This window comes from Pseudomonas sp. B13(2017) (assembly GCF_002113245.1).
Classification (GTDB): Bacteria; Pseudomonadota; Gammaproteobacteria; order Pseudomonadales; family Pseudomonadaceae; genus Aquipseudomonas; species Aquipseudomonas putida_Z.
The window spans coordinates 192,204-216,099 of record NZ_NEJX01000003.1 but is presented as its reverse complement, the minus strand read 5'-3'; the positions used below and the strand labels follow the sequence as shown (position 1 = coordinate 216,099).

Sequence of the window (23,896 nt, the reverse complement as noted above, 5' to 3'; positions counted from 1 at the left end):
TGTAGAGGACCTGTGGGAGCCGCGCTTGCCGGCGATGGGGCGCAAAGCGCCCCCAGGGATCAAGAAACCACCGCCTCAGCCGGCGACACGATGCTGGTCTTCGCCCCTCGCGAACGCCCCGAACTCAAATAAGCCGCAATCGACTCCTGCGTCACCTCGCCCAAGAACACCTGCTCGGCATCCAACACCGGCAGCCACGCCCGGTTGAACTCGTACATCCGCGACAACAGGATGCGCAAATGCTCATCATGCGACGCCGTGGCATTGAACGGCCGCAGGAAGTCGCCACAAGTCCCTTGCTGGCGATGCATGTCACGCCGGCGCACGTAGCCCAGCGCCTTGTTCTGCGCATCGGTCACCACCACGTAGCGGCGGTCGTGCTCGTCCAGCAGCTCCAGCGCATCGCTCACCGGCGTCTGCGGGCTCACCGATGGCGCGTTGTCTGCCGCATCCTCCGCACGTACCAGCAGCAGGCGCTTGAGGGTGCTGTCCTGGCCGACGAAGTTGCTGACGAAATCATCCGCCGGGTGCGCCAGCAAGGTGTCCGGGTGGTCCAGCTGCAACAGCTTGCCGGCGCGGAAGATGGCGATCTTGTCGCCCAGCTTGATCGCTTCGTCGATGTCATGGCTGACCATGATCACGGTCTTGTTCAAGGCCCGCTGCATCTCGAAGAACTCGTTCTGGATCATCTCGCGGTTGATCGGGTCGACCGCGCCGAATGGCTCGTCCATCAGCAGCACCGGCGCTTCCGCCGCCAAGGCGCGGATCACGCCGATACGCTGCTGCTGGCCGCCGGACAGCTCGCGCGGGTAGCGCTGCAGGTACTGCTTGGGCTCCAGCTTGATCATGTGCATCAGTTCGCGGGCGCGTTCATGGCACTTCTGTTTGTCCCAGCCGAGCAGGCGCGGCACCACGGTGATGTTCTCCTCGATGGTCATGTTGGGGAACAGGCCGATCTGCTGGATCACATAGCCGATGTGCCGGCGCAGGGTGACCTCGTCCAGCCCGGTGGTGTCTTCGCCATTGATGAACACCTGGCCGGAAGTGGGCGTGATCAGGCGGTTGATCATTTTCAGGGTAGTGCTCTTGCCGCAGCCCGAGGGGCCGAGGAACACGCAGATTTCCCCTTCGTTGACGGTGAGGCTTACCGAGTCGACGGCTTTGACGTCCTTGCCGTTGACGTTGAAGGTTTTGCTGAGGTTCTTCAGTTCGATCATGAGCGCAGTCCTTCTGGAGTCAGGGCACGTTGCAGGGTTTGCAGGAGCAGGTCGGCGATGATTGCCAGCAGGCTGACCAGCACGGCGCCGACCAGCAGCATCGACATGTCGCTGCGGCTGATGGAGGTGAGGATGAGTACGCCAAGGCCGCCGGCGCCGATGGTGGCGGCGATGGTCATCACGCCGATGTTCATCACCACGGCGGTGCGCACGCCGGCGAGGATCACCGGCACGGCGATGGGCAGTTCGACCATGCGCAGGCGCTGGCCGAAGGTCATGCCGATGCCGCGCGCGGCTTCACGGATGCCGGGCTCGACGTTGGTCAGGGCCAGGTAGGTGTTGCGCATGATCGGTAGCAGTGAGTAGAGAAACACCGCAGTGATCGCCGGCAGCGGCCCGAGGCCCTGGCCGAACTTGGAGTAGAACGGCAGAAGCAGGCCGAACAGGGCGATCGAGGGGATGGTCAGCAACACCGTGGCGCTGGCCTGCAATGGGGCGGCGACGGCCGGGAAGCGGGTCATGAGGATGCCCAGCGGTACGCCGACGACGATCGCCAGGCCCACGGCGACGCCGACCAGCATGATGTGCTGCCAGGTAAGTTGCAGCACCTGGGCCCAGTCCAGGTGGTTGAAGGTATCGATCAGGTTCATGGCTGGCCCTCTCTGTTCAGTGGGTGCTCACGCAGGAAGGTGGCGGCCACGGCAGTCGGGTTCTGGTGCTCGACATCGACCTTGGCGTTGAGCTGGCGCATGGTTGCGTCATCCAGCTGTTCGGCCAGTGGCTTGAGCAGGCCGGCCAGCTGCGGGTTGGCGTCGAGCACGGCTTTGCGCACCACCGGCGCGGCGGTGTAGTCGGGGAAGTAGTGCTTGTCGTCCTCCAGCAGCTTGAGGTCGAAGGCGTTCAGGCGGCCGTCGGTGGTGTACACCAGCCCGGCGAACACCTGGTTGTTGCGCATCGCGGTGTACACCAGGCCGCCGTCCATCTGGCGGATGTTGCGGCGGTCCAGCGGCAGGCCGTACATCTCGCGCAGGCCGACCAGGCCATCGGGGCGGTTGGCGAACTCGGTGTCCAGCGCCACCAGGTGGTTGCGGTGGCTTTCGTCACGCAGTACCTGGTTGAGGTCGCTGATGGTGTTGACCTGCGGATAGGCCTCGGCTACCTGCTTGGGCAAGCCCAGGGCGTAGGTGTTGCTGAACTTCGATGGGGTCAGCCAGATCAGGTCCTTCTTGGCATCCAGCGCCTTGACCCTGGCGAAGGTTGCCTCGGCACTGGGCATGCGCTCGTCGATATGGTTGTACGACACCAGCGACACGCCGGTGTATTCCCACATCAGGTCGAGCTGGCCGGTTTCCTGGGCCTGGCGCGCGATATTGCTGCCAAGGCCGGTGGTGACGCGCACGTCATAGCCGTTGGCGCGCAGGTATTGCGCGGTGATTTCGGCGAGTACGGTCTGTTCGGTGAACACCCGCGCGCCGATGCGGATCAGTGGTTTGTCCGCCGCCTGGGCAAATCCTGCGAACAGCAGGGCCGCGCCCAGCAGCAAGGCGATTCTCTTGTTCATACGTTCCCTATCTTTATTGGGCCAGGCCACGTTCCAGCCAGCGCTTGCTGGAGAAACTCACCGCCGCGTCCAGCGCCAGCGCCAGCAGTGCGGTGCAGGCGGCACCCAGCAGCAGCTGTGGCTGGTTGTTCAGGGCGATGCCGGGGAAGATCAGGCTGCCCAGGCTGTTGGCGCCAATCAGGAACGCCAGCGGTGCGGTGCCGACGTTCAGCGCCAGGGCCACGCGCACACCGCCAACGATGATCGGCACGGCGTTGGGCAGCTCTACCTGCCAGAGTTGCTGGCGCGGAGTCATGCCGATGCCGGTGGCGGCTTCCTTGAGCGAGGCGGGGACGTTTTTCAGGCCCTCGTAGGTGTTGCGCACGATGGGCAGGAGGGAGGCGAGGAACAGCGCGAAGATCGCGGGCCCGGCGCCGATGCCCAGGATACTCAGGGCGATGGCCAGAACGGCCAGGGGAGGGATGGTGTTGCCAACGTTGAACAACTGCATGAAGCGCTCGGCTTTGTCGACCCGGTGCGGTCGACTTAACGCAATGCCGGCGGGGATGCCCACGGCCAGCGCCGCCGCCATCGAAGCCAGCACCAGTACCAGGTGCGCTTGCAGGTAGAACCCAAGATCGTCGCGATACCGCGCGATCGTGTCGATGCCGATCCAGTGGACCAGCAGGGCCAGGATGACGAGCACGGCGGCCCATCCCAACAGCCCTTTTCCGTAGCGTTCAGCCACAGGCGGACTCCTTGTGTAGTCGGCGAGCACACTTCTTGGTTGCCGGCCAGTCCTGGCGGCGGGTGGTGTGTTCGCGAGTAGCAGCGTGACGCACGCCGAAGGCTGCGATCAGGCCATGAGCCGAACCCCGTCGGGCCCGAAAAAGCTGATGAAACCAGCTCCCCAACCGAAGCGGGTTGCAGGGGAGTGGACGTCTCCGTGGGTGTAAAGGTTCCCATCTGGGGCGGCATTTGGCCAGCGTTAATCACTGGTTTGTCGGAAACTTGACGAGAAAAAGCAGCGGGTTAGTGCTCTGTAGGCGTTGAAATAACTGCTCTTGGGCCATTTGTCGTGATAAGTGGCTAGTTGTTGAATTTGTGGTGGCAGTGCCGGCCCTTTCGCGGGCTCGCCCGCTCCCACAGGGATCTCCACTGCTGTTCAGGCCTGTGCAGTGCCTGTGGGAGCGGGCGTGCCCGCGAAAGGGCCGGAACAGGCACCGCCGGTTCAGCAAGTTTTGGTCCCGGCCCAACTTCAGGTATGATATCGCCCCTTTTAAATCCCCCAGTCAGGCGATTTCCCATGACCAACCAGGCCGCCGAAGTCGCGAAGCGCCGCACTTTCGCAATCATTTCCCACCCCGACGCCGGTAAGACCACCATCACCGAGAAGCTGCTGCTGATGGGCAAGGCCATTGCCGTCGCCGGTACCGTGAAGTCGCGCAAGTCCGACCGCCACGCCACCTCCGACTGGATGGAAATGGAGAAGCAGCGCGGCATCTCCATCACCACCTCGGTGATGCAGTTCCCGTACCGCGAGCACATGATCAACCTGCTCGACACCCCCGGCCACGAAGACTTCTCGGAAGACACCTACCGCACCCTGACCGCGGTGGACTCGGCGCTGATGGTGCTCGACGGCGGTAAAGGTGTAGAGCCACGTACCATCGCCCTGATGGACGTGTGCCGCCTGCGCGACACGCCGATCGTCAGCTTCATCAACAAACTCGACCGCGACATCCGCGACCCGATCGAGCTGCTGGACGAGATCGAAGCCGTGCTGAAGATCAAGGCCGCGCCGATCACCTGGCCGATCGGTTGCTACCGCGACTTCAAGGGCGTGTACCACCTGACCGGTGACTACATCGTGGTGTACACCCCGGGCCACGGCCACGAGCGCACCGAAGCCAAGATCATCCAGAAGCTGGACTCCGACGAGGCCCGTGCACACCTGGGCGACCAGTACGATTCGTTCGTCGAACAGCTGGAGCTGGTGCAGGGCGCCTGCCACGAGTTCAACCAGGAAGAGTTCATCAACGGCCAGCTGACCCCGGTGTTCTTCGGTACCGCGCTGGGCAACTTCGGTGTCGACCATGTGCTTGACGCCGTCGTCGACTGGGCGCCGCGCCCGCTGGGCCGTGTTGCCCACGAGCGCACCGTGGAGCCTGTGGAAGAGAAGTTCACCGGTTTCGTGTTCAAGATCCAGGCGAACATGGACCCGAAACACCGCGACCGCATCGCCTTCATGCGTATCTGCTCGGGCAAGTACGAGAAGGGCATGAAGATGCGCCACGTGCGGATCAACAAGGACCTGCGTATCGGCGATGCGCTGACCTTCTTCTCCTCCGAGCGCGAGCAGCTGGAAGAGGCCTATGCCGGCGACATCATCGGCCTGCACAACCACGGCACCATCCAGATCGGCGACACCTTCACCGAAGGCGAGGCGCTGGGCTTCACCGGTATCCCGCACTTCGCCCCGGAGCTGTTCCGCCGCGTGCGCCTGAAGGACCCGCTGAAATCCAAGCAGCTGCGCCAGGGCCTGCAACAGCTGGCCGAAGAAGGTGCTACCCAGGTGTTCTTCCCAGAGCGCAGCAACGACATCATCCTCGGTGCAGTCGGTGTGCTGCAGTTCGACGTGGTCGCCAGCCGCCTGAAGGAAGAGTACAAGGTCGAGTGCGCCTACGAGCCGATCACCGTATGGTCGGCCCGCTGGATCGGCTGTGACGACAAGAAGAAGCTCGAGGAATTCCAGAACAAGGCCATGGAGAACCTGGCCATCGACGGTGGCGGGCATCTGACCTACCTGGCGCCGACCCGGGTCAACCTGTCGCTGATGGAAGAGCGCTGGCCAGACATCAAGTTCCGCGCTACCCGCGAGCACCACTGATCCTCGAGGCCAGATCAGAACTTTGTGTTGTCTGATCTGGCCCTATCGCCGGCAAGCCAGCTCCCACAGGAATCTCCACAGCCCTGAAGCTTTGTGCTGTTCCATTCCAAATGGATGTCCACAGCTATCAAGGCTTGTGCAGTCCCTGTGGGAGCTGGCTTGCCGGCGATGAGGCCAGTGAAACGACACAGGTCTCAATTCCCTGCCTTGATACTGGTCCAGATCCTCGTCCGAATGCGGTCGATCTTGGCCGGCATCGCCTCCAGCGCATACAGCTTGCCCATTACTTCCTCGCTCGGGTAAATCATCGTATTACCCTTCATCGCCGGATCCACCAGCCCGTCCGCCTCGAGGTTGCCGTTGGCGTACTGCACATGGTTGCTGATGTTGGCCATCACCTCCGGCTGAAGCAGGTAGTTCATGTAGGCATACCCGGCCTTCTCATCCGGTGCATCGGCCGGCATGGCAACCATGTCGAACCACATCGGTGCGCCTTCCCTGGGTATCGAATACCCCACGTTCACCCCGTTCTTCGCCTCCTCGGCACGATTCTTCGCCTGCAGCACATCCCCCGAGAAACCCACCACCACGCAGATATCGCCGTTAGCCAGATCGCCGGTGTACTTCGATGAGTGGAAGTAGCTGATGTATGACCGCACCTGCATCAGCAGCGCCTTGGCCTTGTCGTAGTCCGCCGGGTTCTGGCTGTGGTGCGGCAGGCCCAAGTAGTGCAGGGCGATTGGTAACAGCTCAGGGCCGTTGTCCAGCACGGCGACGCCGCAGCTTTTCAGCTTGCTCATGTACTCAGGCTTGAAGATCAGGTCCCACGAGTTTATTGGCGCGCTGTCGCCGAGCACCGCCTTGACCTTGTCGACGTTGTAGCCGATGCCGGTGCTGCCCCACAGATACGGGAAGCCGTATTGGTTACCCGGGTCATTGACCTCCAGTGCCTTGAGCAACACTGGGTTGAGATTGTGCCAGTTGGGCAACTGCGACTTGTCCAGCTGCTTCAGGGCTTTGCCCTGGATTTGACGGGCCATGAAGTGGTTGGACGGGAACACCACGTCGTAGCCGGAGTTGCCGGTCATCAGCTTGCCGTCGAGGGTTTCGTTGCTGTCGTAAACGTCGTAGGTGGGCACGATACCGCTGGCTTGCTGGAAGTTCTTCAGTGTGTCGGGGGCAACGTAGCTGGACCAGTTGTAGATCTTCACCGTTTCGGCGGCACCGGCCACGCTGGCGGCCAGCATCAGGGGGGCGAGAAGGAGCGTGCGCATGTCGGGGTTACCTTGCTTTGTGTGTTGTTATCGAAGGCAGGCGATCAGCGGATCAGAAAATAAGGACGTAGGTCTTGCGCACGGTCTCCTGGATGTCCCAGGTGCCTGTGCTGTTGGCCGGTAGCATCAGTGCGTCTCCGGCTTCTATGAGCAGGGGCTCGCCACCGTCGGGGGTGAAGGTGCAGCGGCCCTTGATGAAATGGCAGAACTCCTGCTGCACGATCTGCCGCCGCCAGCGCCCGGGGGTGCACTCCCAGATGCCGGTTTCGACGCCGTCGCTGCGTTCCACGCAGGTGACCGAAGTCACTGCAACTGGGTCGCCAAGCGGCACCGCGACCGGGTTGGAGCTGTCGAGCACGGCGCTGTCGGTGTTCTTGAAATGGGTGATGCTCATGACCGTTTAATCCTGTGTCGGGGAGTGGAAAAGTCAGCGCATGAAGCCTTCCATGAAGTCCGCCAGATTGCTGGCAAGGCGCCGCCTCCACGGCGCGCTGGCGGGGTTGGCGAGGGTCCGGTCCTCGTGGACGAAGCTCTGGATGATCGCGTTGTAGCCCAGCCAGCGGCAGGGCTCGGGTGGCCAACTGGCCAGGCTTGAAAGCGGGCGGTTGTCGAGTACCCAGGGTTGCGCGGTCAGTTCGTTGTGCTGATTGAGGATCAGCGCCGCCAGGGTGCGCCCGCCCAGGTTGGTGGCGCCGACGCCTTCGCCGCCGTAGCCGCCCGCCAGGGCGATGCCGCGTTGACGGTCGCAGAGCATGTGCGGGCGGAAGCGCCGCGCCATGCCCAGGTTGCCGCCCCAGGAATGGGTGATACGCACGTGCTTCAGCTGCGGGAACAACTCGCTGAACAGGTAGCGGCGCAGCTCGATTTCCTGTTCGTCGAGGTTGAAGTTTTCGCGCAGGCGGCCACCGAAGCGGTAGCCGCCACGGGCGCCGAATACCAGGCGGTTGTCGGCGGTGCGCTGGCCGTAGGTGACCTGGCGGCTGCTTTCGCTGAACGCCTGGCCCTGGTTCAGGCCGATCTGTTGCCAGGTGGCCTCCGGCAGTGGTTCGGTGGCCACCAACAGGCTCTGTACCGGCAGCTGATGTTTGCCCAGTGGCGGCAGGCTGGCGGCGTAGCCCTCCACGGCGGGTACCATCCATTGGCAACGGATGCGCGCCAACGGGGTACGCACCTCACCCGGCTGCCAGTCGATGGCTGGGGTGTTTTCGTAGATGGGTACGCCCAGCGCTTCTACCGCCCGGGCCAGGCCACGCGCCAGCTTGGCGGGTTGGATGGTTGCGGTGTGCGGGCTGTAGATGGCGCCATAGGCGTTGCTGACCCGCAACTGAGCGTCAAGCTGTTCGGGGCGCAGCCAGCGGTAGTCATCCTCGGTCATGCCTTGGCGATAAAGGTCGTCGAGGTAGGCGCGCAGGCTGCGCTCCTGTTCCGGGTAGCGCGCGGCGCAGTACAGCACGCCGCCTTTGCGGTAGTCGCAGTCGATGCTCTCGCGATGCAGCACGCGGTGTACTTCATCGGGAATGCCATGCAGCAGGTCGATGCTGGCGCGGCGCTGTTGCGGCGACAGGGTGGCCAGCAGGCGGTCTTCGCCGAGCAGGTTGCCCATCAGCCAGCCGCCGTTGCGCCCCGAGGCGCCGAAGCCGGCGATGTTGGCGTCGATTACCGCGATGTTCAACTGTGGCGCCTGGCGCTTGAGGTAGTAGGCGCTCCACAGGCCGGTGTAGCCAGCGCCGATGATGCACACATCCGCGTCCAGGTCCTCGCGCAGGGCCGGGCGGGCGCACAACGGCTCGTCGAGCTGGTCCATCCACAGGCTGAGCGTGCGCAGGGGTTGCATCGGGTTCGGCTCCACATCCGTCAAGGTCTGTGGGCGATCCTAGTGGTGTCGACGGGCGGCTGTCCTACGTGCGTGCACGCAGGGAAATTTGCTTCAGGTACGCCTTGGGCGTAAGCCCGGTGTGTTCGCGAAAACACTTGTAGAACGCCGACAACGAGTTGAAACCGGCATTGAACGCCAGCTCGTCGATCGTGGCTTCGATGCTGTCGTCGTCGAGGCTGGCCATCAGGTGCTGCAGGCGGGCCTGGTTGACGTAGCGGTAGAAGCTTTGCCCGAGCACCTGGTTGAGCAGGTAGGAGATCTGGTTGCGGCTGTAGCCGCTGGCGTCGGCCACCTGCTGCAGGTCCAGCTCCGGGTCCAGGTAGGGGCGCTGGCGCTGGAAGTAGTGTTCCAGGTCCTGGGCCATGGTCGACAGCTGTCGGGGTGACAGGCCCAGGCGGCTGGTGGCCGGGCGCGGGCCGCTGCTGGCATGGCCACTGCTGCTCCGGCGGACCAGCGTGGCGTATTCGTTGACCTGCCAGATCAGGCCGCCCTTCACGGTAATCGCCTCGCTGGACTGGAACGCCACCAGACCGTCGCCGCCTTGGACCGTGACCTGGTACTGGATGAACGCGGTACAGCCGTCGACGCGGATGCGGTCGCTGTGCACGATATCTTCGCCGGCTTCATGGGGCAGGCAGGCGCGTACGTAGTCACGCAGTTCCTGGTAGCCGAGCACGCGGTTCTGGAAGAAGTCGTGGTACTGGATGTCGGGGTGGTAGAGCGCCATGACGCCGTCGAGGTCGCGGTGCTTCCAGCACAGGTGGTAGCGCAGCACGGTGTCGGCGGTGAGCGGGGTCTGCTCGGGGCCGTCGGGGAGGGTGGTGGCGGTCATGAGCCTGATAGTGCATTGCAGAACACCCAGCTGCAAGGGTGCGGATCCGGCATATTGCACGGTTTTTTCAAGCGGCTTGGGGAGTAAGCCGTTGATTCGGTTGAGAGTGATTTTTTGACAGGGATGGCATGGCGAGTGCACCGGTCTGTTCAACATCGAACAAGGAGAAAGGCCATGCGCTCGATACTGCTCTGGATGATTGGGGTGCCGATTCCGGTGATTATCCTGATCTGGTTCTTCATGCATTGAGATTTTTGGGGCCGCTTTGCGGCCCATCGCGACACAAGGCCGCTCAGGAGATCGCGGTCCCTTGTAGGAGCGGCCTTGTGTCGCGATGGGCTGCAACGCAGCCCCGGCTATCTAAAGGCTAAAGAAACTGCTCGGCATAGTGACAAGCCACTTGCCGCGTACTCACCTGCCGCAACGCCGGCACCTCCTTGGCACACCGCTCGGTCGCATACGGGCAGCGCTTGTGAAACGCACACCCATCCGGCGGGTTCAGCGGGTTGGGCAACTCCCCGGCAATACGGATCTTCGGCTTCAAAGGGTCCGGGTGAATCGCCGGCGTCGCCGACAGCAGCGCCTGGGTATACGGGTGCAACGGCCTTTCGTAGATATCTTCTTTCGGCCCCATCTCCGCAGGCCGGCCGAGGTACATCACCAGCACCTGATCGGCCACATGCCGCACCACCGCCAGGTTGTGCGAGATGAACACGTAGGCGGTGTTGAACTCCTTCTGCAAATCCATGAACAGGTTCAGCACCTGGGCCTGGATCGACACGTCCAGTGCCGAGGTCGGCTCGTCCGCCACCAGCACCTTGGGCTGCAGCATCATTGCCCGGGCCAGGGCGATACGCTGGCGCTGGCCACCGGAGAACATGTGCGGGTAGCGCTGGTAATGCTCGGGGCGCAGGCCGACCTGTTCCATCATCTTCTGCACCTTTTCTCGCCGCTCGGCCTTGCTCAGCGAGGTGTTGATCAGCAGCGGCTCGGCCAGCTGGTCACCAATCTTCTGCCGTGGGTTGAGCGAGGCGTAGGGGCTCTGGAACACCATCTGTACGTCGCGGCGCAGTTGCTTGCGCTCGCTCTTGCTGGCGCCTTTCACTTCGGTGCCGGCAATTTGCAGCGAGCCGGACGACGGCTCTTCGATCAGGGTCAGTGCGCGGGCCAGGGTCGACTTGCCGCAGCCGGACTCGCCGACCACGGCCAGGGTCTTGCCGGCCTCCAGTTCGAACGACACGCCATTCAGCGCGCGGACCAGGGCGTGGCCCTTGAACAGCCCGCGGGAGACTTCGTAATGCCGGGTCAGCTCCCGGGCGGATAGAACGACGGCCATCACGCCACCTCCTGGTTCAGCGGGTAGAAGCAACGCACCAAGCCATGGGCCTGGGGATCGAGGGGCGGGCGCTGGCGCCGGCAGTTGTCCTGCACGTACGGGCAGCGCGGTGACAGCAGGCAACCCACGGGGCGGTCGTAGCGGCCGGGGACGATGCCGGGCAGGGTGGCCAGGCGTTCGGCACCGATGCTGTGCTCGGGGATCGCCGCCAGCAACGCTTCGCTGTAGGGGTGGGCGGGCACGTCGAACAGCTCCGGCACCTGGCCCACTTCCACGGCCTGGCCGGCGTACATCACGCACACCCGCCTGGCCGTTTCGGCGACCACGGCGAGGTCGTGGGTGATCAGGATGAGCGCCATGTTGCGCTCCTTCTGCAGGTTGACCAGCAGCTCCATGATCTGCGCCTGGATGGTCACGTCCAGCGCAGTGGTGGGTTCGTCGGCAATCAGCAGCTTGGGCTCGCCGGCAATCGCCATGGCAATCGCCACGCGCTGGCTCATGCCGCCGGACAGCTGGTGCGGGTAGGCGTCCAGGCGGCTTTCCGCAGCCGGGATCTCGACCTTTTTCAGCAGCTCCAGGGCACGCTGGCGCGCGGCCTTGCCCTTCAGGCCCAGGTGCTGGCGCAGCACTTCCTCGATCTGGTAGCCCACGGTGTAGCTGGGGTTGAGCGCGGTCATCGGGTCCTGGAAGACCATGGCGATGTCCTTGCCCACCACCTTGCGTCGCTGGCGACCGCTGAGCTTGAGCATGTCGGTGCCGTCGAAGGTGAGCGAGTCGGCGGTGATGCGCCCGGGGGCGTCGATCAGGCCCATCAGGGCCATCATGGTCACGGACTTGCCCGAGCCGGATTCGCCGACGATGGCCAGGATCTCGCCGGCCTCCACCGTAAGGTCCAGGCCATCGACCACCGGTACCGCATTGGCGTCGCCGAAGCGCACGTTCAGGTTGTTGATCTGCAACAGTGACATGGCGTTCTCCTCAGGCGGCGTTCTTGAGTTTCGGGTCCAGCGCATCGCGCAGGCCGTCGCCCATCAGGTTGATTGCCAGCACACTGAGCAGAATGGTCAGGCCGGGCAGGCTCACCACCCACCAGGCGCGCTCGATGTAGTCACGGGCCGAAGCCAGCATGGTGCCCCACTCCGGGGTCGGCGGCTGTACGCCAAGGCCAAGGAAGCCCAGGGCGGCGGCGTCGAGGATGGCCGAGGAGAAGCTGAGGGTGGCCTGCACGATCAGCGGTGCCATGCAGTTGGGCAGCACGGTGACGAACATCAGCCGTGGCAGCCCGGCACCGGCCAGGCGTGCGGCGGTGACGTAGTCGCGGTTCAGCTCGCCCATCACGGCGGCGCGGGTCAGGCGCACGTAGGATGGCAACGACACAATGGCGATGGCGATCACGGTGTTGATCAGGCCTGGGCCGAGGATGGCGACGATGGCCACTGCCAGCAGCAGCGAGGGCAGGGCCAGCATCACGTCCATCAGGCGCATGATCGACGGGCCGAGCAGTTGTGGGAAGAAACCGGCCAGCAGGCCCAGCAGGATGCCAGGGATCAGCGACATCACCACCGACGACAGGCCGATCAGCAGCGACAGCCGCGCGCCCTGGATCAGCCGCGAAAGCAGGTCGCGGCCCAGTTCGTCGGTGCCGAGGATGAACTGCCAGCTGCCACCTTCGAGCCACACCGGTGGGGTCAGCAGGAATTCACGGTACTGCTCGCTCGGGTCATGCGGGGCGACCCATGGCGCGAACAGCGCGCAGAACACTACCAGGCACATGAAGGCCAGGCCCATCACCGCGCCTTTGTTGCGGGCGAAGGCTTGCCAGAATTCTTTGTATGGCGAGGGGTAGAGCAGGCTCTGGTCCACCGGGCTGACCGGTGTGACGGATTTCGGAATCGGGCTAGTCATGGCGAAGGCCTCAGCGCTGATGACGGATGCGTGGGTTGGCCAGGCCGTAGAGGATATCCACGACGAAGTTGACCAGGATCACCAGGCAGGCGATCAACAGGATGCCGTTCTGGACCACGGGGTAGTCACGGGCACCGATGGCTTCGATCAGCCACTTGCCGATGCCCGGCCAGGAAAAGATGGTTTCGGTCAGCACCGCACCGGCCAGCAACGTGCCGACCTGCAGGCCGAATACGGTCAGTACCGGGATCAGCGCGTTGCGCAGGCCGTGCACGAACACCACGCGGGCCGGCGACAGGCCTTTGGCGCGGGCGGTGCGGATGTAGTCCTCGCGCAGCACTTCGAGCATCGACGAGCGGGTCATGCGGGCAATCACCGCCAGCGGGATGGTGCCCAGCACGATGGCCGGCAGGATCAGGTGCATCACCGCGTCCTTGAACGCGCCTTCCTCGTCGCTGAGCAGGGTGTCGATGAGCATGAAGCCGGTCTTCGGCTCGATGTCGTAGAGCAGGTCGATGCGCCCGGACACCGGGGTCCAGCCCAGGCTTACCGAGAAGAACATGATCAGGATCAGGCCCCACCAGAAGATCGGCATCGAGTAACCGGCCAGGGAAATGCCCATCACCCCGTGGTCGAACAGCGATCCGCGCTTGAGCGCGGCGATCACCCCGGCCAGCAGGCCGACGATGCCGGCGAACAACAGGGCGGCAAAGGCAAGTTCCAGGGTGGCCGGGAACAGGGTGAGGAACTCGCTCCACACGCTCTCGCGGGTGCGCAGCGATTCACCGAGGTCACCCTGGGCCAGCTTGCCGACGTAGTCCAGGTACTGGACCGGCAGCGGCTTGTTCAGGCCCAGGCGCTCCATGGCCTGGGCATGCATTTCGGGGTCGACCCTGCGCTCGCCCATCATCACTTCCACCGGGTCGCCGGGGATCAGGCGTATGAGCGCGAAGGTCAGCAAGGTGATACCGAAAAAGGTCGGTATCAGCAGGCCAAGGCGCCGGGCAATAAAGCTCAACATTGTCTGGGTTACCTCATCAGGCCGTGCGGCTAGCAGCACGCTACGGGGTGCCGCCGGTCCCCGTGTGGGTTGCCGGCGGTCGTTGTTGTTCTACTTCACCTTGGTGGTGGCGAAGTTGTTGTTGGTCAGAGGGCTGACTATGTAGCCCTCCACGTTGTCACGCATGGCCGTGAACACCTTCGGGTGAGCCATGCTGATCCAGGGTTGGTCATCATCGTACACCTTCAATGCCTCGCTATAGAGCCTTGCGCGCTCGTCGTTGTCGATCACCTCGCGGGCCCGGCTGATCAGGTCCTGGAATTGCGGGTTGCACCAGCGGGCGTAGTTCTCGCCGCTCTTGACGGCATCGCAACTGAGCAGGGGGCTGAGGAAGTTGTCCGGGTCGCCGTTGTCACCCGCCCAGCCCGTGGACACCAGGTCGGCTTCGCCCTTCTTGGCCCGGCGCAGCATTTCGGCCCATTCCATCACGCGGATATCCAGCTTCAGGCCTATCTGCTTGAGGTCGGCTTGCAGCATCTCGGCGGACAACCGCGGATTGGGGTTGGTCGGGCCGCCACCGTTGCGGGTGAACAGGGTGATCACTGTGCCTTCCGGCACCCCGGCTTCCTTGAGCAGTTCACGGGCCTTGGCCAAGTCGCGGGGCGGGTTCCTGTTCTCTCTGTTGTAACCGATCATGCTCGGGGGGTACGGGTTCACCCCCACCTGAGCGTTACCTTTGCCGAACAGCTGGTCGACATGGGTCTGGCGGTCGAAGGCCATGTTGATGGCTTTGCGCACGCGCACATCGCTCAGGTACTTGTGCTGGGTATTCATCGAGATGTAGCCGGTGACCAGAGCTTCGGTCTCGGCCACCTTTAGCGTGGGGTCTGCCTTGATCGACGGCACATCCTCCGGCTTTGGGTACAACGCGACCTGGCATTCATTGGCACGAAGCTTCTGCAAGCGCACATTGCTGTCGGTGGCAATAGCGAATATCAGGGCGTCGGCTGGTGGCTTGCCGCGGAAGTAGTCCGGGTTGGGCTTGAAGCGGACCTGGGCGTCTTTGTTATAGCGCTGGAAGATGAACGGGCCGGTGCCGATCGGTTTGCTGTTCAGCTCGGCGGTCTTGCCGGCCTTGAGCAACTGGTCGCCGTATTCGGCGGAGTAGATCGAGGTGAAGCCCATGGCCATGTCCCGCAGGAACGGTGCCTCGGGGCGGGTTAGGGTGATCACTACGGTGTGATCGTCGGTCTTGTCCACCGACTTGAGCAGGCTCTTGAATGCCATGCTTTCGAAGTACGGGTAGCCGACACTGGTCTTGTCGTGCCATGGGTGCGCCGGGTCGAGCTGGCGGCGCAGGCTCCACAGCACGTCATCGGCGTTGAATTCGCGAGTGGGCTTGAAGTAGTCGGTGCTGTGGAATTTCACTCCTCGGCGCAGGTGGAAGGTGTAGGTCAGTCCGTCCGGCGAGATGTCCCAGCCTTCGGCCAGGGCCGGCTGGACGTCGGTGGTACCAGGCTTGAAGTCGACCAGGCGGTTGAACAGCGTTTCGGAAGCAGCATCGAAAGTGACTGCTGTTGTGTACTGGACAACGTCGAACCCTTCCGGGCTGGCCTCGGTGCACACTACCAGCGGCTTGGCTGCCAGCTGCGTGGCGCTGCCCAGTACCAGCGCTGCCAGGGCGAGGCGTAGCGGTAGCGATTTCATGAAAGCTCTCTGCATGGGTGGACTCCCTGCTTGCATTGATTCCAGCGTAGCCGCCACGACCCGCAGCGAAGCAGGCCGTGGCGCCGGCGGTCAGAGAATGTTGAATGGAATGGTGGTAACCACCCGGAACTCATCCAGGCTGCCATCGCCCTGGGCCTTGCTGGCGCGGTGCGCGGTGTAGGTGGCACGGATGCTGGTGTCTTTCAGCGGCCCGCTCTGTACCGCGTAGCTGGTGCCGAAGCCCCACTCGTAGTGGGTTTCGCCATCCAGGCCGTTCACGTCGTAGGCGGTGCCGCGGTAATGGGTACCATCGATGCCCCAGCCGCGGGCGTTGTACAGGTTGAACTTCAGGCCTGGCACCCCGTACGGCGCCATGTTCAGCACGTAGGAAATCTGCAGCGATTTTTCGTTGGGGCCGTTGAAGTCCGACAGCAGCGAGTTGGCCAGGTAGATGCCGTTGGTTTCGTGCAGGTAGTCGAAGTACTCGTTGCCGTTGACCTGCTGCCAGGAGGCGCTGAGGGTGTGGGCCTGGTGGGTCAGGCCGAACGACAGGCTGTAGGTGTCGTTGTCGATCTCGCCCATCTTCTTGCTGCCGGCGTCGACGGTCTTGTAGTAGTTCAGGCCGGTGCTCAGGCTGAGCACTGCGCTGTCGCCGAGCACGTGGTTGGCGCCGAAGTAGTACTGGTTCCAGAAGTCGTCGACCTTGGTGGCGTACAGGCTGGTGCTCAGGCTCTTGAACGGCTGGTAGTTGATGCCGGCGGTGCTGGCGCGGTCGGTTTCCACGCCAGTGGCACTGTACTCGGTGCGGAACTTGCTGAGGCTCTGTTCGGTACGTGGCGAGACGCGGTCGAAGGTGCCCAGGTCGAAGCTCAGGTTGTCGAATTCGGCACTGTGCAAAAACGCGCCCTGGAAGCTCGAGGGCAGGGCGCGGTTGCCGATGTAGGCAATCATCGGCGTGTCCACCGATTGGCGGCCGACGGTGAGGGTGGTGTTGGACACCCGCGCCTTGACGTTGGCCAGGCCCATCTTGCTCCACTGGCCGACCGGGTCGCCGTCGCTGTGGGTCAGGGTGCGGTTGTTGGGGCCGGCGACGTCCTCGCGGTTCTGCAGCAGGGCGATGGCATTGTAGCCGGCGGCTTCGACGGCGAAGCCGACGGTGCCCTGGGTGAAGCCGGAGCTGTAGTTGAGGATGGTGCCCTGCACCCAGTTCTCGCGGCTGTGGGTGTCGTGGCGGGTGCCGTCGCTCTTGTAGTACTTCCACAGCGGGGCGCGTGCGGCGCGCTCGCGGGCGTACCAGTTGCGGGTGCTGCCGGACAGGCTCTGGCCGTCGACGAAGCCGCTGGCCTGCTCCTGCTCGCTGCTGCCTTTGAGGGTGATGGGCACGTATTCCTGGCTTTGCGGGTCGGCCTGGGTCACGGTGGATAAGGCACTGATGGATAACGCCAGTGCGGTCAAGGTGAATAGTCTCAAGGTTAAAGCTCCCTTTCTGTTCTTCTAGTTATTGCCTGGCCTTGTGGGCCGGGCTTCTTGCTGCGGTGTTGCCAGGGTTGCCCGGGGTCACCGGGCAGAATCGGGGCGTTGTGTTGGCTGTGCCGGCCTCTTCGCGGGCGCGCCCGCTCCCACAGGTTTCGTGAACCTGAGGAGAACCCTGTGGGAGCGGGTTTACCCGCGAAGAGGCCGGTACCGGCTAATGCTCAATTAACACTCACACCGGAAAAGTCGTTGCGCCCGAACGGGCTGACCTTGAACTCGGAAACCTTGACGCTGAGCGGTTGGTTGACCGTGGAGTGCGCCACCGGGGTAATCGGCACCTGTTGCTTGAGCCGCTGCTGGGCCTGCTGGTACAGGGCGGTGCGCTGTGTGCGGTCGGTGACCTGCTTGGCCTGCTTGACCAGGCTGTCGTACTGCGGATCGCACCACAGCGAGTAGTTGTTGCTGCCGATGGCATCGCAGTTGTAGAGGGTGCCCAGCCAGTTGTCCGGGTCACCGTTGTCCCCGGTCCAGCCGATCAGGGCGATATCGTGCTCGCCGCTTTTCATGCGCTTGAGGTACTCGCCCCATTCGTAGCTGACAATGCGCACCTTGAAGCCGAGCTTGCTCCAGTCGGCCTGGAGCATTTCCGCCATCAGCTTGGCGTTGGGGTTGTACGGGCGCTGCACCGGCATGGCCCACAGGGTGATCTCGGTGCCCGGCTTGACCCCGGCCTGCTGCAGTAGCTGCTTGGCCTTTTCCGGGTCGAAGGGCGCGTCCTTGATGCTGTCGTCATAGGACCACTGGGTCGGCGGCATGGCGTTGACTGCCAGCTGGCCGGAATCCTGGTACACGGCCTGGATGATCGCCTGCTTGTTCACTGCCATGTCCATCGCCTGGCGCACTTCCAGGCGGTCGAACGGTGGGTGTTGGGTGTTGTAGGCGATATAGCCAAGGTTGAAGCCAGGTTGCTGCAGCACCTGCAGTTTGCTGTCGGCCTTGAGCGCCGGCAGGTCGGCGGGGCGCGGGTGCAGGGTGACCTGGCATTCGTTGCGGCGCAGCTTCTGGATACGCACCGAAGGGTCGATGTTGATCGAGAACACCAGGTTGTCGATCTTCACGTCCTGCGGTGACCAATAGGCCTTGTTGCCCTTGTAGCGGATCTGCGAATCCTTCTGATAACGCTGGAACACGAACGGGCCGGTGCCGATCGGTTGCTGGTTGATGTCGCTGGGGCGCCCGCTGGCCATCAACTGTTCGGCGTATTCGGCAGACAGGATGGAAGCGAAGCTCATGGCCAGGTTCTGGATGAACGCGGCATCGACGCTGTTCAGGGTGAACACCACGGTCAGTGGATCGGTCTTTTCGACACGGGCGATGTTCTTGTCCAGGCCCATGCTGATGAAATAGGGGAACTCGGTCGGGTAGGCCTGGCGGAACGGGTGGTTCTTGTCGAGCATGCGGTTGAAGGTGAACAGCACGTCGTCGGCGTTGAAGTCGCGGCTCGGTGCAAAGGCCTTGTTGCTGTGGAATTTCACCCCTTCGCGCAGGTGGAAGGTGTAGCGCAGGCCATCCTCGGACACCTCCCAGCGGGTCGCCAGGGCAGGGTGCACGGCAGTGCCGCCGCGTTCGAACTCGACCAGGCGGTTGTAGAGCGGTTCGGCGGCATCGTTGTCGGTGGCGCTGGTGTACTGGGCGGTGTCGAAGCCGGCCGGGCTGCCTTCGGAGCAGAACACCAGGTTGTTGGCCAGCAGGGCCGGCGATTGGCTGATCAGGCCCAGGGCCAGCAGGGCGGAAAGGCGGGTGGTATGGCGCATGGCAAGTCCTTTTACGTCTGTTTGCGCCGCCTCGGGGTACGAATGGCGGCAACAGGTCGCCGACCCCGCTGCGGATGGCGGCGGGACGACATGAAAGGGTACGAGGATGGCGGGGCACCCGCCGCTCGGCGGGTGCCTTGGCTAGCCTATTTGTCCACGCTGACGCCGTAGAAGGAGTTCAGCGCGAACGGGCTGATCTTGAAGTCCTTCACCTTGGCGCTCATGGGCTGGTACACGGTGGAGTGGGCGATCGGGGTGATCGGCACCTGCTCCTTGAGGATGTGCTGTGCCTGCTGGTACAGCTCGGTGCGCTTGGCCTGGTCGGAGGTGGCCTTGGCCTGCTTGATCAGGTCGTCGTAGGGCTTGTAGCACCACTTGGAAAAGTTGTTGCCGCTCATGGCGTCGCAGCCGTACAGGGTGCCCAGCCAGTTGTCCGGGTCACCGTTGTCACCGCTCCAGCCGATCAGCATGGCGCCTTGTTCGCCGCCTTTGGAGCGCTTGATGTACTCGCCCCATTCATAGCTGACGATCTTCGCCTTGATGCCGACCTTGGCCCAGTCGGATTGCAGCATCTCGGCCATCAGCTTGGCATTGGGGTTGTACGGGCGTTGCACGGGCATCGCCCACAGGGTGATTTCGGTGCCTTCCTTGATGCCGGCTTCCTTGAGCAGCTGCTTGGCTTTCTCAGGGTCGAACGAGGCGTCCTTGATGCTGTCGTCATAGGACCACTGGGTCGGCGGCATGGCGTTGACCGCCAGTTGGCCGGCGCCCTGGTAGACCGACTCGATGATCTTTTTCTTGTCCACGGCCATGTCCAGCGCCTCGCGGACTTTAAGCTGGGCCAGCGGGTTGGCCTCGTTGCTGCCCTTGACCTTGTCCATCACGTTGTAGGCGATGTAGCCGAGGTTGAAGCCAGCTTGTTGCGGCATCTGCAGCTTGGGGTCCTGCTTTAGCGGCTGGATGTCGGCCGGGCGGGGGAACAGGGTGACCTGGCACTCGTTCTTCTTCAGCTTCTGCATGCGCACCGAGGCGTCGGTGGTGATGGCGAAGATCAGGTTGTCGATCTTCACGTCATCGGGTTGCCAATAGTCCTTGTTGCCCTTGAAGCGGATCTGCGCGTCCTTCTGGTACTTGCTGAACACGAACGGGCCGGTGCCGATCGGCTTCTGGTTGATGTCGGCGGCCTTGCCGTCCTTGAGCAGCTGGTCGGCGTATTCGGCGGACTGGATCGAGGCGAAGCTCATGGCCAGGTTCTGGATGAACGCGGCGTCGACTTCGTTGAGGGTGAACTTGACCGTTTGCTCGTCGAGCTTCTCCAGCTTGGCGATGTTCTTGTCCATGCCCATGTCGGTGAAGTACGGGAACTCGGTGGGGTAGGCCTTGCGGAACGGGTGGTTCTTGTCGAGCATGCGGTTGAAGGTGAACAGCACGTCGTCGGCGTTGAAGTTGCGGGTGGGTTTGAAGTAGTCGGTGGTGTGGAACTTGACCCCTTCGCGCAGGTGGAAGGTGTAGGTCTTTCCGTCGTCGGAGACTTCCCACTTGGTCGCCAGACCCGGGATGACTGCAGTGCCGCCACGTTCGAACTGGGTCAGGCGGTTGAACACGGTCTCGGCCGAGGCGTCGAAGTCAGTCCCTGTGGTGTATTGGCCTGGGTCGAAGCCGGCCGGGCTGCCTTCGGAGCAGAACACCAGGTTGGATGCGGCGAGGGCCGACGGTGCGCCGGAGAGCAAGCCTGCGCCTAGCAGGAACGGAATGACTGCGTGTTTGAGCATGGTGGCCTCATTGTTGTCATTTTTCGATTGAGGTGGCCTCGTGAGCCGACCTGCGGATACTTATGCAGGGGCTGTTCCCAATGCAATATGCAGAGGGATAGTTGACGTCAGAAAAGTGGTACGGTCGTACATGGATGTCGCATTGATATAACTTTCGAAGAAGTTAAACGTTTGCGTAGGCAAAATGATGGCTTTTTGCAGGATATTTCGAGGCGGGGTTAGTGTAGGAAGCACCTATTTGGTGCGTAGGAAAGGTCTGAATCTGCGTTTTTTCGACTGACCTCATCGCCGGCAAGCCAGCTCCCACAGGTACAACACAAGGGCTGAAACCTGTGGTGTATCTGTGGGAGCTGGCTTGCCGGCGATAGGGGCGCAATGCGCCCCCGGCGAACTCAAGGCATCTGCACTTCGATCAGGCCATCGGCATTCATGCTCACTTCACTGGTCCCGGCCTCGATATCCGGCGCCGGTGCCGACTCATCAGCCCCCATGGCCTTCATCGCCATCGGCGCACTGCGCAGGTACGGGCGTGGGTAACCGCTGCTGTTGAGGTTCAGGCTGACCACTTTGTAGCCCTTGCCACCCAGCGCCTCGGTCGCCAGCTGGGCGCGCGCCTTGAAGGCATCCACGGCATCCTTGAGCAGTGCATCCTCGCTGGCCTTGCGCGTGGCCGGGGCGATGGAGAAGTCCATGCCACCCATCTTCAACTCTTGCAGCAGGTCGGCGGTCAGCTGCGACAAGGCCGGGAAGTTGGCGCTTTCCAGGCGCAACTCGGCGCGCTCGCGCCAGCCGGTGATCTTCTGGCCCTTGCTGTCATACACCGGGTAGCTGTTGCGGCTGCCCTGGCTGATCTTCACGTCCTTGACCTGGCGCGACTGCTGTACGGCCTTGTTCATGGTTTCGGTGATCTGCTTGGCGAGCTTGCCCGGGTCGGTGTTCTGCGCTTCGCTGTACAGGGTAACGACCATCAGGTCACGCGCCACTTCCTTGCTGACTTCGGCACGCAGCGAGACCTGGTTGTAGCGCGGCTCATCGGCAGCCAGCGCCGGCAGGCTGGCGAGCAGGCCGCAGGACAGGATCAGGGCGGTGCCGCGACGTGGGATTTGCATGTGGTACTCCTTGGCAATATAAGGCGTGGGTTGTGGTCATCCATTCCACGCATGGCCCATCAGACCGGCAACAGTGTAGTGGGTTCAAAAGTGCCATCATCAACCTGTGACAAAGTGTGGCGCTTTGCCGCATCGCTGCAGCGAGGCGCCTGGCTTCGGTATACTCCAGCCGATTTTTCTGGAGCACTCATCAGGAGAGCTCATGCTCGCCGCCGTACAACCGCTGTCCGCTACTCGCCAGAACCTCTGGCGCCTGACTGTCATTCGGGTCCTGGTCCTGGCTGCCCAGGCCGGCTCCGTGGGCGTCGCCTACTGGACCGAACTGCTGCCCTTGCCCTGGCTGTCGCTGGCCGGCACCTTGGCCTTGTCTTCGCTGCTGTGCGCCTTCACGGCGCTGCGCCTGCGCCTGTCGTTGCCGGTCACCGAGCTGGAGTATGCCCTGCAACTGGCCTGCGACCTGCTGATTCACAGTGCCTTGCTGTATTACTCCGGCGGCTCGACCAACCCGTTCGTGTCGTATTACCTGGTGCCGCTGGCGATCGCCGCGGTGACCTTGCCGTGGTTGTATTCGCTGATCCTTTCCGGCATAGCCCTGACCGCATACAGCCTGCTGCTGGTGCAGTTCTACCCGCTCGAAGGCCTGCCGATGGCGCGGGACAAGATGCAGGTGTACGGCATGTGGTTGAGCATTGCCCTGGCCGCCGCAGTGATCACCTTCTTTGCCGCGCGCATGGCCGAAGAGCTGCGCCGCCAGGAGCAGCTGCGTTCCGAGCGGCGTGAAGAAAGCCTGCGCGACGAGCAGCTGCTGGCCGTGGCTACCCAGGCCGCCGGTGCCGCCCATGAGCTGGGCACGCCGTTGGCGACCATGAGCGTGCTGCTGAACGAAATGCGCCAGGACCACGCCGACCCGCTGCTGCAGGAAGACCTGCAGATCCTTCAGGATCAGGTGAAGCTGTGCAAGGAAACCCTGCAACAGCTGGTACGCGCCGCCGAAGCCAACCGCCGTCTGGCCGTGGTGGAGCAGGACGTGACGGCCTGGCTGGACGAAGCGCTCAACCGTTGGCACCTGATGCGCCCGGAAGCCAGCTACCGCTTCCAGCGCCTGCGCGACGGCCAGGTGCCGCGCCTGACCCCGCCGCCGGACCTGACCCAGGCGCTGTTGAACCTGTTGAACAATGCCGCCGATGCCTGCCCCGATGACCTTGAAGTGCGCCTGGACTGGGACGCCCATGACATCGTCATCAGCATCCGTGACCATGGCCCCGGCGTGCCGCCGGCCATCGCCGAAGCCATCGGCAAACCCTTCATTACCACCAAAGGCAAAGGCTTCGGCCTGGGCCTGTTCTTGAGCAAGGCCAGCGTGACCCGTGCGGGCGGTTCGGTGAAACTCTATAGTCATGAACAGGGTGGCACCCTGACCGAACTGCGCCTGCCCTATGGCAAGCGAGGAGATGAATGATGAGCGAAGAAAACCAGGTCGAAGGCGAAGAGCTGCCGCACCTGCTGCTGGTGGATGACGATGCCACCTTCACCCGGGTCATGGCCCGTGCCATGAGCCGCCGCGGTTTCCGCGTGAGCACCGCCAGCTCTGCCGAGGAAGGGTTGATCCTGGCCCAGCAGGACCTGCCGGACTACGCCACGCTGGACCTGAAGATGGACGGCGACTCCGGGCTGGTGCTGTTGCCCAAGCTGCTGGAGCTGGACCCGGAAATGCGCGTGGTGATCCTGACCGGTTACTCGAGCATTGCCACCGCGGTGGAAGCGGTCAAGCGCGGTGCCTGCAACTACCTGTGCAAGCCGGCCGATGCCGATGATGTGCTGGCGGCGCTGCTGTCGGAGCACACCGACCTGGACACCCTGGTGCCGGAAAACCCGATGTCGGTCGACCGCCTGCAGTGGGAACACATCCAGCGGGTGCTGAACGAGCACGAAGGCAATATCTCGGCCACTGCCCGGGCGCTGGGCATGCACCGGCGGACCTTGCAGCGCAAACTGCAGAAGCGCCCGGTTCGGCGCTGATTCCTGCTGGGCTTGTACCGGCCCTTTCGCGGGCTTGCCCGCTCCCACAGGTACTGCACAGGTCTTGCGGCTTGTGTAATACCTGTGGGAGCGGGCTAGCCCGCGAAGAGGCCGGTACTGACAGAAATTTCT

At 63.3% G+C, this 23,896-nt stretch carries 20 protein-coding genes; 3 read left to right on the top strand and 17 right to left on the bottom strand.

Going from position 1 to position 23,896, the window contains the following annotated elements; all coding sequences use genetic code 11:
* Positions 1–59: 59 nt before the first annotated feature.
* The 4 genes from CAG44_RS06220 to CAG44_RS06205 are packed head-to-tail and all read right to left on the bottom strand — an operon-like array spanning position 60 to position 3,505.
* Complete coding sequence (locus tag CAG44_RS06220; protein WP_047594687.1) at positions 60–1,217, bottom strand: betaine/proline/choline family ABC transporter ATP-binding protein; 1,158 nt, start codon at positions 1,215–1,217, stop codon at positions 60–62.
* Complete coding sequence (locus CAG44_RS06215) at positions 1,214–1,867, bottom strand: ABC transporter permease (protein ID WP_085691768.1); 654 nt, start codon at positions 1,865–1,867, stop codon at positions 1,214–1,216. The genes CAG44_RS06220 and CAG44_RS06215 overlap by 4 nt, the downstream gene beginning before the upstream one ends.
* Positions 1,864–2,778, bottom strand: a complete 915-nt coding sequence (locus CAG44_RS06210) for a glycine betaine ABC transporter substrate-binding protein (protein ID WP_085691767.1) — start codon at positions 2,776–2,778, stop codon at positions 1,864–1,866. Before CAG44_RS06210 ends, CAG44_RS06215 begins: the two co-directional genes overlap by 4 nt.
* Before the next feature lie 13 nt (positions 2,779–2,791).
* Positions 2,792–3,505 (bottom strand): ABC transporter permease, encoded by a 714-nt coding sequence (locus CAG44_RS06205; RefSeq protein ID WP_085616828.1) that lies wholly within the window; start codon positions 3,503–3,505, stop codon positions 2,792–2,794.
* Positions 3,506–4,063: 558 nt separating this feature from the next.
* On the opposite strand from CAG44_RS06205, the gene CAG44_RS06200 reads away from it, so the two are divergent.
* The gene (locus tag CAG44_RS06200; RefSeq protein WP_003257876.1) at positions 4,064–5,647 is read left to right on the top strand and encodes a peptide chain release factor 3; all 1,584 of its coding nucleotides are present in this window, start codon (positions 4,064–4,066) and stop codon (positions 5,645–5,647) included.
* A gap of 194 nt (positions 5,648–5,841) precedes the next feature.
* Here the strand turns inward: CAG44_RS06200 and CAG44_RS06195 are convergent, their stop codons facing one another.
* The 13 genes from CAG44_RS06195 to CAG44_RS06135 all read right to left on the bottom strand — a co-directional run bounded on the left by CAG44_RS06195 (position 5,842) and on the right by CAG44_RS06135 (position 21,745).
* Entirely contained in the window at positions 5,842–6,921 is a 1,080-nt protein-coding gene (locus tag CAG44_RS06195) for a polyamine ABC transporter substrate-binding protein (RefSeq protein WP_085691766.1), read from the bottom strand.
* Between the two features lie 52 nt (positions 6,922–6,973).
* Positions 6,974–7,315 (bottom strand): cupin domain-containing protein, encoded by a 342-nt coding sequence (locus CAG44_RS06190; protein ID WP_085691765.1) that lies wholly within the window; start codon positions 7,313–7,315, stop codon positions 6,974–6,976.
* 33 nt (positions 7,316–7,348) lie between these two features.
* On the bottom strand, positions 7,349–8,755 hold the full coding sequence (locus CAG44_RS06185) for an FAD-binding oxidoreductase (protein ID WP_085691764.1): 1,407 nt from the start codon (positions 8,753–8,755) through the stop codon (positions 7,349–7,351).
* Positions 8,756–8,819: 64 nt separating this feature from the next.
* Positions 8,820–9,629, bottom strand: coding sequence for a nuclear transport factor 2 family protein (locus CAG44_RS06180; protein ID WP_085587470.1), 810 nt, complete (start codon positions 9,627–9,629; stop codon positions 8,820–8,822).
* 367 nt (positions 9,630–9,996) lie between these two features.
* Complete coding sequence (locus tag CAG44_RS06175) at positions 9,997–10,965, bottom strand: peptide ABC transporter ATP-binding protein (RefSeq protein WP_024086321.1); 969 nt, start codon at positions 10,963–10,965, stop codon at positions 9,997–9,999.
* Positions 10,965–11,933: an ABC transporter ATP-binding protein gene (locus CAG44_RS06170; RefSeq protein WP_003257886.1), complete on the bottom strand. Its 969-nt coding sequence runs from the start codon at positions 11,931–11,933 to the stop codon at positions 10,965–10,967. Before CAG44_RS06170 ends, CAG44_RS06175 begins: the two co-directional genes overlap by 1 nt.
* A 10-nt stretch (positions 11,934–11,943) precedes the next feature.
* Positions 11,944–12,870 (bottom strand): ABC transporter permease subunit, encoded by a 927-nt coding sequence (locus CAG44_RS06165; protein WP_025337799.1) that lies wholly within the window; start codon positions 12,868–12,870, stop codon positions 11,944–11,946.
* A gap of 10 nt (positions 12,871–12,880) precedes the next feature.
* The gene (locus tag CAG44_RS06160) at positions 12,881–13,891 is read right to left on the bottom strand and encodes an ABC transporter permease subunit (RefSeq protein ID WP_012316108.1); all 1,011 of its coding nucleotides are present in this window, start codon (positions 13,889–13,891) and stop codon (positions 12,881–12,883) included.
* A 90-nt stretch (positions 13,892–13,981) separates the two neighbouring features.
* Positions 13,982–15,592 carry an ABC transporter substrate-binding protein gene (locus CAG44_RS06155; RefSeq protein ID WP_170929288.1) on the bottom strand — a complete coding sequence of 537 codons (1,611 nt, stop codon included), beginning with the start codon at positions 15,590–15,592 and terminating at the stop codon, positions 13,982–13,984.
* Positions 15,593–15,667: 75 nt separating this feature from the next.
* Complete coding sequence (locus CAG44_RS06150) at positions 15,668–17,047, bottom strand: OprD family porin (protein WP_025337802.1); 1,380 nt, start codon at positions 17,045–17,047, stop codon at positions 15,668–15,670.
* Positions 17,048–17,271: 224 nt separating this feature from the next.
* Positions 17,272–18,864, bottom strand: a complete 1,593-nt coding sequence (locus CAG44_RS06145) for an ABC transporter substrate-binding protein (protein ID WP_085691763.1) — start codon at positions 18,862–18,864, stop codon at positions 17,272–17,274.
* A 146-nt stretch (positions 18,865–19,010) separates the two neighbouring features.
* Positions 19,011–20,636 (bottom strand): ABC transporter substrate-binding protein, encoded by a 1,626-nt coding sequence (locus CAG44_RS06140; protein ID WP_085587476.1) that lies wholly within the window; start codon positions 20,634–20,636, stop codon positions 19,011–19,013.
* 392 nt (positions 20,637–21,028) lie between these two features.
* Positions 21,029–21,745, bottom strand: a complete 717-nt coding sequence (locus CAG44_RS06135; protein ID WP_015269044.1) for an SIMPL domain-containing protein — start codon at positions 21,743–21,745, stop codon at positions 21,029–21,031.
* A 202-nt stretch (positions 21,746–21,947) separates the two neighbouring features.
* Between CAG44_RS06135 and CAG44_RS06130 the strand changes: the two genes are divergently transcribed.
* Entirely contained in the window at positions 21,948–23,204 is a 1,257-nt protein-coding gene (locus CAG44_RS06130) for an ATP-binding protein (protein WP_025337805.1), read from the top strand.
* The gene (locus tag CAG44_RS06125; protein ID WP_025337806.1) at positions 23,204–23,764 is read left to right on the top strand and encodes a response regulator transcription factor; all 561 of its coding nucleotides are present in this window, start codon (positions 23,204–23,206) and stop codon (positions 23,762–23,764) included. The genes CAG44_RS06130 and CAG44_RS06125 overlap by 1 nt, the downstream gene beginning before the upstream one ends.
* Positions 23,765–23,896 lie beyond the last annotated feature (132 nt).